Below are 13,520 nucleotides of genomic sequence, written 5' to 3' on the forward strand. Positions count from 1 at the left end.
CGTCCCGACAGCCCCCTATTCCGCCCACTCCCATTCGTCCGAGATGCCGGAAATGCCGGTCCATGTGAGGCTGAGTACGTTTCCCGGTGGCTCCGGACGAAAGGGGCAGGGGCGTGTACTCAGGGCTTAACGCGCGCATCGCGGCCGGCCTTCTGGTCGCCGCCGTGCTGCTGCCGGTGCCGCCGACGGCGTCCGCGGCGGCACCGGTGACCTCTCCGACGGCCCCGGAGCCACGGGAGGACACGGAGAACCCCGGCGGTCCCGGTTCCGCCCCCGACCCCGCATCCGACGCCCCGGCCCTGGCCGGCAGCCGGGCGGGACAGGGGCGCGGGCACCCGGGCCACCGCGAAGCCCCACCGCGCCCCCCGGAGGCCGACCGCGCTCGCGTCCCGGAGGCCGACCGCGCTCCCCTTTCGCGTCCCCCGGACCCCGGTTCCGCCGCACCCCCGAACCACCACGGCCCGGAACGCGGCACACCCCCCGGCACCGAACCGGACTCCGGCACCGGCTACGGTCCCGGCCTGGACCTCGGCCTCGGCCTTCTCCCGGCCCTCGGGTTCGCCCCCGGCCGCTACCCGCCCCAACATGAGCCGCTGTCGCCAGGGCCCCCCGTCCCCTCCTCCGCCCCGCCCCTGGCGGCGGGCTTCCCGGAGTCCCCGTCCGCACCGCGGTCGGTGTCCTCCTCGCCCCGCCGCTCCGCGTCCACGGCCGGGCGGCCGGTCAGGCGCCGGTACGGACCGGTGCCGCCGCTCCAGTTCCGCGTGGCGCCCAAGAGGCACCGCCCGTACGGAGCCCGTCCCCCGTACGGGCGGAACCCGTACCGCCACGACCTATACCGCGACGCCCCGAACCACCACGCCCCGAACCGCCACGCCCCGCACCACCACGCCCCGTACAACTACGACCCGTTCGGTCAGGTCCCCTATGAGAGCGCCACGCCGGAGTACCGGGAGCCCGTCCAGCGCGTGCTCCCGCTCGGCGCCGGGCTGGCCCTCACCGGCCTCGGCCTCGCCTTCATCGGCCTGCGCCTGCGCCGCGGCTGACGGGGCGCAGGGATCACGGCAAGGATCACGACACGGCGCAAGGACCACGACGCGTTTCGAAGTCACTTCTGCGGAAGGGTGGATCACCTTCCCGCGGGGGCACAACCGTTCCTAGTCATCTGTACGAGAGAATGGCGGCATGGATATGCCGATGAACGAACGGTCGCAGGAGAGCCCGCACGTCCTGGTTGTCGGCCCGGACGGAATGGCTCTCGGCAGTGCCGGGCCCGGTGGCGGGGACGGCGACGACGAGCCCCGCGAGGTTCCCGTGACGGACATGGTCGAACAGCCCGCGAAGGTCATGCGCATCGGCAGCATGATCAAGCAGTTGCTGGAGGAGGTGAAGGCCGCTCCCCTGGACGAGGCGAGCCGCGTCCGGCTCAAGGAGATCCACTCCAGCTCGGTCAAGGAGCTGGAGGACGGGCTGGCGCCCGAGCTGGTCGAGGAACTGGAGCGGCTCTCCCTGCCCTTCACCGACGACACGGTGCCCACCGACGCCGAACTGCGCATCGCCCAGGCGCAGTTGGTGGGCTGGCTGGAGGGCCTCTTCCACGGCATCCAGACCGCGCTGTTCGCCCAGCAGATGGCCGCCCGCGCCCAGTTGGAACAGATGCGCCGCGCCCTGCCGCCCGGCGCCGTGCCCGCCGAGGACGCCGGCGACAAGGGCCCCGGCCGCACCGGCGGCGCCCGCTCCGGCCCGTACCTCTAGGACCGGAGCGCAGCCGGTAGCCGGCAGTAACCGCGCCGCCGGTGGCCGGCAGTAACCACACACAGGAGAAGGGCCCGATGCGCACCCGCGCACCGGGCCCTCCCCTTACAAGCCCGTACGACTCAGGGCGAGTACCCGTTGGACACCGTCAGTTCGATCCGCTCGGTCTTCGGGTCGAACGCCGAGAAGAACTCGGGCGACTGCTTGGTGACCGTGCCCTGGCCCCACAGCGTGTCAGGCGCCTCCGTGACGTGGACCTTCCAGCCCGCCGCGGAGATGCACTTCTTCACCGACTCCACGTTCTTGAGCTTGAAGTGCGGCATGTAGATCTTGTTCTTGTCGCTGTAGTACGGCCGGGCGTTGGTGCACTCGGACGGGTCGACCGGCGACCACTCGTCCGGCGGCCTCCTCGTCTGGGTGGGCGAGGCCGGCGGCGAGTAGGAGTACGGGGTGTACGACGATGTGACGCTGCCGCCGCCGATCGGCTTGTCCTTGCCGCCTCCGGCGCTCAGCCCGATGCCGATGGCTATCGCGGTGACCACCACGACACCGACGACTGCCGAGATGACGATGACCGGAGCGTTGCTCTTGCCGCTGCGCGACCCGCCCCCGCCGCCGGTGACGACCGGGGTGGGCGTCGTGGGCGCCGCGTAGGACGGCGCCGGGGTCGGGAAGCCGCTGTTGAACGCGGGGGACGGTGCCGGGGTCTGGGCGCCCACCGGACCGGGCCCGGGAGCGGGGAAGGGGCTGTTGGCCGGCGGCGGGGTCGGCGCCGAGGGGCCGAAGCCTCCGGACATGCCCCCGGACAGGCCCCCGGAGACGGCCTGCGTCGGCTGGTACGGCGTCTGGACGCTCGGCGGCGCCGGGGTCTGCGGATTGCCCGTCGCGGTGGGGAAGACCGCGGAGGACACCGAGGAGCCGCTCGTACGGGCCCGCGGGCCCTCGCTGATGATCAGCGGCGTCGCCCCGGTCTGCCCGCTCCCGGCGACCCGCAGGCACTCCTCGCGCATGGCGTCGGCGGTCGGGAAGCGTTCGTTGGGGTTCTTCTTCAGTGCCCGGGCCACCAGCGCGTCCACCGCGGGCGGCACCGAGCGGTTGATGCTGGAGGGCACCGGCGGCTCCTCCTGGACATGCGCGTAGGCGATGGCCAGCGGGGAGTCCGCGTCGAAGGGGAGCTGGCCGGTCAGCAGCTCGAAGAGCATGATGCCGACCGAGTACAGGTCGGAGCGGGCGTCCACGCCGCGGCCCAGCGCCTGCTCGGGGGAGAGGTACTGCGGGGTGCCGACGACCATGCCGGTCTGGGTCATGGACGTGACACCGGACTGCATGGCGCGGGCGATGCCGAAGTCCATGACCTTGACGACGCCGCGCTTGGTCATCATCACGTTGCCGGGCTTGATGTCGCGGTGGACCAGGCCCATTTCGTGGCTGGCCTCCAGGGCCGCCAGCACGTCGGCAGTGATCTTCAGGGCTTTTTCCGTCGGCATCGCGCCGTGTTCGGCGATGTCGTGGTCCAGCTCACCGCGCAGCGGGCGCCCGGAGACGTACTCCATGACGATGTACGGCACCATGCCGCCGTCCAGCTCGTCCTCACCGGAGTCGAAGACCGAGACGATGTTGGTGTGGGTGAGCTTGGCGACGGCCTGCGCCTCGCGCCGGAACCGCTCGCGGAAGGCCGCCTCGCGCCCCAGCTCGGTGTGCAGCGTCTTGATCGCGACCTCGCGGTCCAGCACGCTGTCGTAGGCGAGGTGGACCGAGGCCATGCCGCCCTCACCGAGAAGGTCGCGGAGTTGGTAGCGTCCCCCGCCGACCGAACGGCCCTCGTATCGGCCCTGAGCGCCGTCCTGGCTCATGGTTGCGCTTCCCCCTCGGCGTGCCTTCCGGCTCGCTGTGCCCGTACGTAATGTGGAGATACCTCTGGGGATACCTCTGCATCAATTGTTTGATTCAGTATCTGGAATATCGCTGCCCAGTCTGCCCCAGGGCACTGACACGTCAAGCTGTGTGCCCGTTCCGTGACCAGATGTGCAAGATCCGGTCACGACTCCGGGACGTCCGTGACGAATCGAAACGGCGTTCGCAACAAGTTCCCGACGGATTCCTGTCGGGTTACCCGCGGGTTACCGGCAGGTTCCCCCAGGTGATCGCGATGGTTTCGTGCCGGTATGGGCGGCTTCGCCATCGCGGGAGAACTTGAGAGACTGGGGCGTGGCAAGGCTCGTCGGCCGGGTCATCGGGGACCGGCGCGCACCGCGGAGCCTGTAGCGTGCTCTAGCGAAGACCGAGACCTTACCGCGTATGACGCGGATCGATTCGACGGCGAGGACCGATGGCACCGACGCAGAGCCCCCAGGGCCCGTCCGATCCTGACGCCACCGGCTCCAATATCCCCGACGCACCGGAGATGTGGGGCAACGGCGGCTTGGTGGGCGACGGCCGCTACCGGCTCACGCACCGGCTCGGCCGCGGTGGCATGGCCGAGGTGTTCGCGGCCGAGGACGTACGGCTGGGGCGCACCGTCGCGGTGAAGCTGCTGCGGGCCGACCTGGCGGAGGACCCGGTCTCCAAGGCGCGCTTCACCCGTGAGGCGCAGTCCGTCGCGGGCCTGAACCACCACGCGGTGGTGGCCGTGTACGACTCCGGCGAGGACTACGCGGGCGGCAAGACCGTCCCCTACATCGTCATGGAGCTGGTCGAGGGCCGTACCATCCGCGACCTGCTGCTCAACGCGGACGCGCCGCCGCCGGACCAGGCCCTGATCATCGTCTCGGGGGTGCTGGAGGCGCTGGCCTACAGCCACCAGCACGGCATCGTGCACCGGGACATCAAGCCGGCCAACGTCATCATCACGAACAGCGGCGCCGTCAAGGTCATGGACTTCGGCATCGCCCGCGCGCTGCACGGCGCGGCCTCGACGATGACCCAGACCGGCATGGTCATGGGCACGCCGCAGTACCTCTCCCCGGAGCAGGCGCTCGGCAAGACCGTGGACACCCGCTCCGACCTGTACGCCACGGGCTGTCTGCTGTACGAACTGCTGGCCCTGCGCCCGCCGTTCACCGGCGAGACCCCGCTGTCGGTGGTCTACCAGCACGTTCAGGACATGCCGGTGCCGCCGTCCCAGGTCCTGGACTCGGTGCCGCCGGAGCTGGACGGCCTGGTCATGCGCTCGCTGGCCAAGGACCCGGACGACCGTTTCCAGACCGCGGAGGAGATGCGCGGGCTGGTCCAGTACGCCCTGCAGATGCTCCAGGACCAGGGCGGCCACAGCGGCGGGGTGTGGAACACCGGCCCGGTCGCCGTCCACGAGGGCGGGCACGGCGCCACCCGGAGCATGGCGGCGACCACCGCGCTGCCGCACCCGGACCACGGCCAGACCGCGGCCCAGCCGATGCTGCCGCCCAACATGGTGGACCGGAACGGCGGCGGCTACGACGGCAGCCATGGCGGCCCGGCCAGGAGCGGCGGGCGCGGCAAGATCGTGCTGGTCGTGGTGCTCGCCGTGATCGCCGTCGCGATCGGCGTGGCCTTCGCCGTGCGCCAGGCCGGCAGCGGGACCGAGACGCCCAAGAAGGAGAAGAAGACCACCGCCCCGCCGACGACGCCGGAGAAGTCCGCCGAGCCGTCGACGCCGCCGCCGACGACGGAGCAGCAGACCCAGCCCGGCGGTACGGGCGGCAACTCGGGCACGTACACCCACCGTCCGACCTACCGTCCGACCTGGCGGCCCACCACGCAGCCGTCGACGACCCCGCCGCCCACGCACAAGCCCTCCTCGCCCCCGCCGACCACCAGCGGCGACGGCGGCAACACCAGCCAGGGCAACACCAGCCAGGGCACCACGGACGGCGGCAACGGCGACAACGCGGGCAACACCAGCACCGGGCAGTCCGGCAGCTCCGGGAACACCAACAAGGGCACGGACAACGGCGGCCCGGCGGGAGACACGACCGACGGGAGCGGCGTGACCGGCTGAGACCTCACGCCGTGGAGTGGACGGTGCCGTTCGCCCAGGGCGACGGCACCGTCGGCATGTCGGGGCCCGGGCACCGTCAGCAGACCGTCGGCCAGGCCCCGTCAGCAGGTGAACGCGTCCCGTACCGCCCGGTATTCGCGCGTCCACCACACCGCCAGCGCCGCCGCCGCCGGGAACTGCGGGTCGGCCCGCCGGTCCCCCAGCCGGTAGCGCCAGGTGAGCATCCAGAAGTCGTTCAGCCGCTCCCACCACACCCGGTGGACGGCCGCCGCCAGTTCGGCACCGCAGGCCCCGGAGACGCGCCGGTAGGCACTCGCGTAGGCCCGTACCTTCGGCAGGTCCAGCGTGCCCGAAGGCTGTACGAAGAAGATCGCTGCGGCGCGTACGGCCTCTTCGGCGCGGGGGTGGACGCCCAGCCGGTCCCAGTCCACGATCGCGGCCGGCTCCGCGCCCCGGTAGAGCAGGTTCAGCGGGTGGAAGTCGCCGTGCACCCACCCAGTGGCCGGGTGGGCCGCCGCGTCCGGCCTGCGGTGTGCCTGGCGCTCCAGCAGGGCCCGCCGCTCCAGCAGCCGGTGTTCGGCCAGCTCGTCGAAGCTGGTGCGGGGGCGGCTGCCGCGGGCCAGCGCCAGCAGCTCGTCGATGACCTCGAAGGTCCGCCGGGGATCGGCCACGGCGGGCTCGTACGGCCTCGTGGGGCCGCAGGCCGGGTCGTCAGCTATGACGTGGTCCAGCGAGGTGTGTACGCGCCCCAGGAGGGCGCCCAGCCGCCGCGACTGGACCCGGGACAGCGCCGCCCCGTCGCGGTGCCGGCCCTCGACCCAGGGGTGCAGGGCGTAGCAGCGGTCGTCCACGACGGCGACGGTACGGCCGTCGGCGGCGGCCAGCGGCGGGGCGACGGGCAGCCCGAGGGCGTCGAGTCTGAGGGTGGCGCGGTGCTGCCGGGCGATGGCGGTGCGGTCCCCGTCCAGGTGGTGCTTGAGGAAGAAGCGACCGCGGGTGGTGGCCAGGCGGTAGCCGCGGTTGAGCAGGCCCTCGGCGACCGGTTCGCACGACAACGGCTCCCCGGCGCCTTCGTAGCGGCGCAGCAGGGAGCCGAGGGAGCGTCCGTCGGGCGTCGTCACCGTGCGGACAGCGGATGAGCGCAGCACGCGCCAGATGTTAGATCACGTGCATCACTTGGGTCACACAGAGTGCTCGTACTGGAACACTGGGGCATCGCTGAGGTAGTGCACGCGCGCGAACTCCGGCTCTATGCCCAGGAAAACCGGGTCGAAGGGGTCGCCGTCCGCGAGCCGGGGCGCGCGGCCGAACCGGGCGCGCTCGGCGGGGCCCGGGTCGGTCAGCCGCGCGGTGCCGGTGAACTGGACGGACCAGGCCACCGGTTCGCCGTCGTGGACGTTGTCGGCCTCGTACGTGGCGACGCTGCCGTCCAGGGCGTGGTGGTAGCCGTGGCCGCGGTGCAGCCGCAGCACGATCCGGTCGCCGACGACCAGGTGCCGGGCGATGGTGGTGAACGGCAGTGCCCGCTGGCTGGCCGACACCCGCCCGTAGGGGGTGCGGTGGAGCAGCTCGATGGCGCGGGGGTCGTCGATGGGCATGTCTTCACCCTGCCGCGCGGCGGAAGGAGGAAGTAGGGACACCCGCCCCCTGGGTGTGGGGACATAGGTCCCGAATGCGGTGGCGGGCGCCGGGGAAGGGTGAATTCTCAACGCAACCTCAAGACAACCTCAAGGCGCCCTGCCGATCTACCGCCCTCGGGCCTTCCCGGCCGCCTTCCGGCCGCCTTCCGGCCGACGCTCCCCCCGCACCCCGCGGAATTCTTTGTATTCTTTTGAACTTTCCCGGCCGAATACCGGAATGGAGTATTCCATCGGGGTGACGGTCCCCACCGTGAGGGTCTGGGCACCCCCGGTCCGTACCCCTCAGCCCCGCTCGGCCTGCCTGCGGGCCACGTACGCGGCGGCCTGCGACCGGCGTTCCATTCCCAGCTTGGACAGCAGGCTGGAGACATAGTTCTTGATCGTCTTCTCGGCGAGGTGCAGCCGCTCGCCGATGGCCCGGTTGGTCAGTCCCTCGCCGATCAGGTCGAGGATCCTGCGCTCCTGATCGGTGAGGCCGGCCAGCCGGTCGTCGCCCTTGGCGCCCGCGCCGCCGTCCCGCAGCCGCTCCAGTACGCGGGCCGTGGCCACCGGGTCCAGCAGCGACTTCCCGGCTGCCACGTCCCGTACGGCCGCCAGGAGTTCATTGCCCCGGATCGCTTTCAGGACGTACCCCGAGGCCCCGGCCATGATCGCGTCGAAGAGCGCCTCGTCGTCCGCGAAAGAGGTCAGCATCAGGCATTTGATGTCCTCGTCCTGGGAACGGATCTCACGGCAGACCTCGACCCCGCTGCCGTCCGGGAGGCGGACGTCCAGTACGGCCACGTCCGGGCGGGTGGCCGGAATCCTGACCAGTGCGTCGGCGGCGGTACCGGCCTCGCCGACGACCTCGATGTCGTCCTCGACGGTCAGCATTTCGTGGACGCCACGCCGGACGACTTCATGGTCATCGAGTAGGAATACCGTGATTTTTCCGTCTACGCGCACGTTCTCAGTCTCACACACCAAGTCTTCCCGTGCTCCAGGTCACCGATATAACGTGCCGTTGTCCCGGCGGCCTGCGACGCTGTGACCAGGAGTTGTTCCCACCCCTCGCGATTTACTTGGAAATCCAAGCAAAATCGCAGGTCAAAGCCGTTTTTGCGTACGCTCCGGCAGTGGGTACCGTGCAATGGGCAGGCCACTTCCGGGACACTTTGTTCCATCCGGATCCGGCCGCGTTCGCACCCACCCCGTGCGCCGTATCGGAACCGGGTGAGCCGCAAAACGGCCGCCGGCGGACCCCGGGGGCCGGACAGACGGAGGAGCAGCACGTGACCGTGGAGAGCACTGCCGCGCGGAAAACCACCCGCAGCGGCAAGCGCACCGCCGCAAAGAAGACATCGCCCGGCAAGGCCGGCGCCAAGGCCCAGGACGCGCCCGCGGCCGGGCCGGCCGATGCCGAGCAGCACCAGCTCGTACAACTGCTGACCCCCGAGGGGAAGCGCGTCGAGCACCCGGACTACTCGATCGACCTGTCCGCCGAGGAACTGCGCGGGCTGTACCGGGACATGGTGCTGACCCGGCGTTTCGACGCGGAGGCCACCACGCTCCAGCGCCAGGGCGAGCTGGGCCTGTGGGCCTCGCTGCTGGGCCAGGAGGCGGCCCAGATCGGCTCCGGGCGCGCGCTGCGCGACGACGACTACGTCTTCCCGACCTACCGTGAGCACGGCGTGGCCTGGTGCCGCGGGGTCGACCCGACGAACCTGCTGGGCATGTTCCGCGGGGTGAACAACGGCGGCTGGGACCCCAGCAGCAACAACTTCCACCTCTACACCATCGTCATCGGCTCGCAGACCCTGCACGCCACCGGCTACGCCATGGGCGTCCAGAAGGACGGCGCGGACTCCGCCGTCATCGCCTATTTCGGTGACGGCGCCTCCAGCCAGGGCGACGTGGCCGAGGCGTTCACCTTCTCCGCGGTTTACAACGCCCCGGTCGTCTTCTTCTGCCAGAACAACCAGTGGGCGATCTCCGAGCCCACCGAGAAGCAGACCCGCGTCCCGCTCTACCAGCGCGCCCGCGGCTTCGGCTTCCCCGGCGTACGGGTGGACGGCAACGACGTCCTGGCGTGCCTGGCCGTGACCAAGGCGGCGCTGGAGCGGGCGCGCGGCGGCGAGGGCCCGATGCTGATCGAGGCGTTCACCTACCGCATGGGTGCCCACACCACGTCCGACGACCCCACGCGCTACCGCCGCGACGAGGAGCGCGAGGCGTGGGAGGCCAAGGACCCGATCGCGCGGCTGAAGACGTACATGGAGGCCGAGGGCATCGCCGACCAGGCGTACTACGCCGCGGTCGAGGAGGAGAGCGAGGCGCTGGGCAAGCGGGTGCGCGAGACCGTGCGCTCCATGCCCGACCCGGACTCCATGGCGCTTTTCGAGAACATCTACGCCGACGGGCACGCGCTGGTGGACGAGGAGCGCGCCCAGTTCGCCGAATACCAGGCTTCATTCGTCGACGCGCAGACCGCCGCGGAGGAGAACTGACCATGGCTGTCTTCGAGAAGATCACCCTCTCCAAGGCGATCAACGCATCGCTGCGCGCTTCCATGGAGGCCGACCCCAAGGTCGTCGTCATGGGCGAGGACGTCGGCAAGCTCGGCGGCGTCTTCCGCGTCACCGACGGCCTCCAGAAGGACTTCGGCGAGGAGCGGGTCATCGACACCCCGCTCGCCGAGTCCGGCATCGTCGGCACCGCGATCGGCATGGCCCTGCGCGGCTACCGCCCGGTCGTGGAGATCCAGTTCGACGGCTTCGTCTTCCCCGCGTACGACCAGATCGTCACCCAGCTCGCCAAGATGCACGCGCGCGCCCTGGGCAAGGTCAAGGTCCCCGTCGTCGTCCGCATCCCCTACGGCGGCGGCATCGGCGCGGTCGAGCACCACTCCGAGTCCCCCGAGGCGCTGTTCGCGCACGTCGCGGGCCTGAAGGTGGTCTCCCCCTCCAATTCCTCGGACGCCTACTGGATGCTCCAGCAGGCCATCGCGGGCGACGACCCGGTCATCTACTTCGAGCCCAAGCGCCGCTACCACGACAAGTCGCCGCTGGACACCGAGGCCATCCCCGAGCCGCTGCACAAGGCCCGCGTCGCCCGGACCGGCACGGACCTGACGCTCGCCGCGTACGGCCCGATGGTCAAGGTGTGCCTGGACGCCGCCAAGGTGGCCGCCGAGGAGGGCAAGTCGGTGGAGGTCGTGGACCTGCGCTCGATCTCGCCCATCGACTTCGACACGGTCCAGACGTCGGTGGAGAAGACCGGCCGGCTGGTCGTCGTCCACGAGGCGCCGGTCTTCCTGGGTACGGGTTCGGAGATCGCCGCCCGGATCACGGAGCGGTGCTTCTACCACCTGGAGGCGCCGGTCCTGCGGGTCGGCGGCTACCACTCGCCCTACCCGCCGTCCCGCCTGGAGGAGGAGTACCTGCCGGGTCTGGACCGGGTGCTGGACGCCGTCGACCGCGCGCTGGCGTACTGAGGGCTTCGAGGAGAGTCGTGACCATGACTGCAAGCACCGCCAAAGACCAGCGCTTCCGCGAGTTCAAGATGCCCGACGTGGGCGAGGGACTCACCGAGGCGGAGATCCTCAAGTGGTACGTCCAGCCGGGTGACACCGTCACCGACGGGCAGGTCGTCTGCGAGGTGGAGACCGCCAAGGCGGCCGTGGAACTGCCCATTCCGTACGACGGGGTCGTGCACGAACTCCGCTTCGAGGAGGGCGTGACCGTCGACGTCGGTACGGCGATCATCTCGGTGGACACCGACCCGGGGGCCGGGCCCGCCCAGGAGACCGTGGAGCCCGCGGCGTCCGACGTGCCGGCCGGCGGCGCCGCTGCCGACAACGGCGAGGAGGAGGCCGAGCCGCAGGGCCGGCAGGCCGTACTCGTCGGGTACGGGGCGGCGCCCTCGTCCACCAAGCGCCGGGCCCGCAAGCCGCAGCCGGGCGCGTCGCAGCCCGGGACGCCGCAGCCCGGGACGCCGCAGCCCGGGACGTCGCAGCCGTCCGCGCCCCGTCAGTCCGTGGCGGCGGCCGTCCAGGCGGAGTTCAACGGGCACGGGGCCCAGGCCCCGGCACCGGCTTCCCCTGCACCGGCTGCCGCCCCCGTCGCCGCCGCCCCGGACCGTACGCGCCCGCTGGCCAAGCCGCCGGTCCGCAAGCTCGCCAAGGACCTCGGCATCGACTTGGCGACGGTCCTTCCGACCGGCCCCGACGGCGTCATCACCCGCGAGGACGTCCACGCGGCGGCGAGTGCCACCGCACCGGCGGCCCCCGCGGAGGCGACAGGGACCGTGACGGCCGCGCCCGCCGCGCCCGCCACCGACGACGCGGCCCGTACCGCCGCGCGCGAGACCCGTATCCCCATCAAGGGGGTCCGCAAGGCCACCGCGCAGGCGATGGTGGCCAGCGCCTTCACCGCGCCGCACGTCACCGAGTTCGTCACGGTCGATGTCACCCGCACGATGAAGCTGGTCCAGGAGCTCAAGCAGGACCCGGACATGGCCGGCCTGCGCGTCAACCCGCTGCTGCTCGTCGCCAAGGCCCTGCTGGTCGCCATCAAGCGCAACCCGCAGATCAACGCCGCCTGGGACGAGGACAACCAGGAGATCGTCCTCAAGGACTACGTCAACCTGGGCATCGCGGCGGCCACCCCGCGCGGACTGATCGTGCCGAACATCAAGGACGCGGGCACCAAGACGCTCCCGCAGCTCGCCCAGGAGCTGAGCGAGCTGGTCTCCACCGCCCGCGAGGGCCGTACCACCCCGGCCGCGATGTCCGGCGGCACGGTGACCATCACCAACGTCGGTGTCTTCGGCGTGGACACCGGTACGCCGATCCTCAACCCGGGGGAGTCGGCGATCCTGGCCTTCGGCGCGGTCAAGCTCCAGCCGTGGGTCCACAAGGGCAAGGTCAAGCCGCGCCACGTCACCACCCTCGCGCTCTCCTTCGACCACCGTCTGGTCGACGGCGAGCTGGGCTCCAAGGTCCTCGCGGACATCGCGGCGGTCCTGGAGCACCCCAAGCGCCTGATCACCTGGGCGTAGGGCGCATATCGAACGGCCGGTGCCCGGTACGCGCAGCCGTGCGCGTACCGGGCACCGGCCGTCGCCGTACGCGTACCGGGCACCGGCCGTCGCCCGTTCCTACCGGCCCGAGGCCGTACGGGCGTAGTGCTCGGCGATCTCATCACTGGTCGTCAGCCACACCCCGGGGTGCTGGGCGACGTGTTCGAGTGCCTGGTCCAGGTACTTGTGCCGGAACGGCTGGCTGATCACGAACGGATGCAGCACCAGCGACATCACCCGCCCGCTGTCCGCCGAGTCCTCGTAGAGCTGCTCCAGTTGGTCCTTGACGATCTGGACGAAGTCCGGCCCGCTCAGGCTCTTGCCGACGAACAGGCTGATGTCGTTGACCTCGATGGAGTACGGGACGCTGAGCATCCCCGGCACGTTCAGCGGGTACGGCTGGTCGTCGTTGCTCCAGTCGAGCACGTACCTCAGGCCCAGTTCGGCGAGGATCTGCGGCGTACGGAAGGTCTCGGTGAGCGCCGGCCCGAGCCAGCCGCGCGGGCGCCGGCCGGTGGCCTTCTCGATGGTCTCCACGACCTCTTTCAGGAAGGCGCGTTCCTCCTCGGGGGCCATGTCGGCCTGGAAGGTCGAGTTGTCCCGCCCGTGGGCGATCCACGCCCAGTCCCGGGCCCGGCCCGCCTCGATGATCTGCGGGTAGTGGGCGGTGACGGCGGAGTTGAGCATCACGCTCGCCCGTATCCCGTGCCGGTCCAGGCTCTCCATCAGCCGCCAGATGCCCACCCGTGGGCCGTAGTCGCGCCATCCGTAGTTCAGCGGGTCCGGCGCGAGTCCGGCCGTACCCGGGAAGATACTCGTCGACGGCCGGTCGACCTGGTAGTGCTCGACGTTCAGGCCGACGTAGAAGGCGATGCGGGCGCCGCCGGGCCAGTGGATCGGCTCACGTCCGACGATCGGGCTGTAGTCGAAGAGTTCGTTGTCCATCGTCCTGTACCTCCGTACGGCCGGCACTTCTCACGTCCGGCCCTGTGGTGTGGTTCCGTATGGCACGCATGATCGAACGCTCCCATTAGTGAGAAGGTCAAGCGGGCCCGCTGCGGCAGCCGGCGGCAGGTACGGGTGATGGGGTCGGG

11 protein-coding genes are annotated in these 13,520 nt (G+C 71.0%); 6 read left to right on the forward strand and 5 right to left on the reverse strand.

What is annotated here, in order from left to right; all coding sequences use genetic code 11:
* The first annotated feature begins 113 nt into the window (after nt 1-113).
* Together KGS77_RS17385 and KGS77_RS17390 are read left to right on the forward strand one after the other, a co-directional pair.
* Nucleotides 114-1,043, forward strand: a complete 930-nt coding sequence (locus tag KGS77_RS17385) for a hypothetical protein (RefSeq protein WP_242582680.1) — start codon at nt 114-116, stop codon at nt 1,041-1,043.
* Between the two features lie 139 nt (nt 1,044-1,182).
* A complete protein-coding gene (locus KGS77_RS17390) occupies nt 1,183-1,752 on the forward strand; it encodes a bacterial proteasome activator family protein (RefSeq protein ID WP_242582682.1) in 570 nt (189 codons plus the stop codon).
* Nucleotides 1,753-1,874: 122 nt separating this feature from the next.
* Here the strand turns inward: KGS77_RS17390 and KGS77_RS17395 are convergent, their stop codons facing one another.
* Nucleotides 1,875-3,605 carry a protein kinase gene (locus KGS77_RS17395; protein ID WP_242582684.1) on the reverse strand — a complete coding sequence of 577 codons (1,731 nt, stop codon included), beginning with the start codon at nt 3,603-3,605 and terminating at the stop codon, nt 1,875-1,877.
* Nucleotides 3,606-4,081: 476 nt separating this feature from the next.
* Here KGS77_RS17395 and KGS77_RS17400 point away from each other — a divergent pair, with 476 nt between their 5' ends.
* Nucleotides 4,082-5,728, forward strand: a complete 1,647-nt coding sequence (locus KGS77_RS17400) for a protein kinase (protein WP_242582697.1) — start codon at nt 4,082-4,084, stop codon at nt 5,726-5,728.
* A 101-nt stretch (nt 5,729-5,829) separates the two neighbouring features.
* Here the strand turns inward: KGS77_RS17400 and KGS77_RS17405 are convergent, their stop codons facing one another.
* From KGS77_RS17405 to KGS77_RS17415, 3 genes are all read right to left on the reverse strand, one after another.
* Nucleotides 5,830-6,876, reverse strand: a complete 1,047-nt coding sequence (locus KGS77_RS17405) for a phosphotransferase (RefSeq protein ID WP_242582700.1) — start codon at nt 6,874-6,876, stop codon at nt 5,830-5,832.
* Between the two features lie 33 nt (nt 6,877-6,909).
* Nucleotides 6,910-7,326 (reverse strand): pyridoxamine 5'-phosphate oxidase family protein, encoded by a 417-nt coding sequence (locus KGS77_RS17410; RefSeq protein ID WP_242582702.1) that lies wholly within the window; start codon nt 7,324-7,326, stop codon nt 6,910-6,912.
* Nucleotides 7,327-7,650: 324 nt separating this feature from the next.
* A complete protein-coding gene (locus KGS77_RS17415; RefSeq protein WP_242582706.1) occupies nt 7,651-8,313 on the reverse strand; it encodes a response regulator transcription factor in 663 nt (220 codons plus the stop codon).
* 326 nt (nt 8,314-8,639) lie between these two features.
* Between KGS77_RS17415 and pdhA the strand changes: the two genes are divergently transcribed.
* From pdhA to KGS77_RS17430, 3 genes are read left to right on the forward strand one after another with little or no spacing between them, the layout of a single operon-like run.
* Entirely contained in the window at nt 8,640-9,854 is a 1,215-nt protein-coding gene (pdhA, locus tag KGS77_RS17420) for a pyruvate dehydrogenase (acetyl-transferring) E1 component subunit alpha (protein ID WP_242582710.1), read from the forward strand.
* A gap of 2 nt (nt 9,855-9,856) precedes the next feature.
* A complete protein-coding gene (locus KGS77_RS17425) occupies nt 9,857-10,840 on the forward strand; it encodes an alpha-ketoacid dehydrogenase subunit beta (RefSeq protein ID WP_242582712.1) in 984 nt (327 codons plus the stop codon).
* A gap of 23 nt (nt 10,841-10,863) precedes the next feature.
* The gene (locus tag KGS77_RS17430) at nt 10,864-12,405 is read left to right on the forward strand and encodes a dihydrolipoamide acetyltransferase family protein (RefSeq protein ID WP_242582714.1); all 1,542 of its coding nucleotides are present in this window, start codon (nt 10,864-10,866) and stop codon (nt 12,403-12,405) included.
* 99 nt (nt 12,406-12,504) lie between these two features.
* On the opposite strand, the gene KGS77_RS17435 is transcribed toward KGS77_RS17430, so the two are convergent.
* Nucleotides 12,505-13,371 carry a polysaccharide deacetylase family protein gene (locus tag KGS77_RS17435; RefSeq protein ID WP_242582717.1) on the reverse strand — a complete coding sequence of 289 codons (867 nt, stop codon included), beginning with the start codon at nt 13,369-13,371 and terminating at the stop codon, nt 12,505-12,507.
* Nucleotides 13,372-13,520 lie beyond the last annotated feature (149 nt).

It is taken from the genome of Streptomyces sp. MST-110588, from assembly GCF_022695595.1.
GTDB lineage: Bacteria > Actinomycetota > Actinomycetes > Streptomycetales > Streptomycetaceae > Streptomyces.

Excerpts from the sequence above, each read along its gene's own strand:
- KGS77_RS17430 (WP_242582714.1), top strand. The coding sequence starts at position 10,864 with ATGACTGCAAGCACCGCCAAAGACCAGCGCTTCCGCGAGTTCAAGATG.
- KGS77_RS17400 (WP_242582697.1), top strand. The coding sequence starts at position 4,082 with ATGGCACCGACGCAGAGCCCCCAGGGCCCGTCCGATCCTGACGCCACC.
- KGS77_RS17390 (WP_242582682.1), top strand. The coding sequence starts at position 1,183 with ATGGATATGCCGATGAACGAACGGTCGCAGGAGAGCCCGCACGTCCTG.
- KGS77_RS17425 (WP_242582712.1), top strand. The coding sequence starts at position 9,857 with ATGGCTGTCTTCGAGAAGATCACCCTCTCCAAGGCGATCAACGCATCG.
- KGS77_RS17410 (WP_242582702.1), bottom strand. The coding sequence starts at position 7,326 with ATGCCCATCGACGACCCCCGCGCCATCGAGCTGCTCCACCGCACCCCC.
- KGS77_RS17435 (WP_242582717.1), bottom strand. The coding sequence starts at position 13,371 with ATGGACAACGAACTCTTCGACTACAGCCCGATCGTCGGACGTGAGCCG.
- KGS77_RS17395 (WP_242582684.1), bottom strand. The coding sequence starts at position 3,605 with ATGAGCCAGGACGGCGCTCAGGGCCGATACGAGGGCCGTTCGGTCGGC.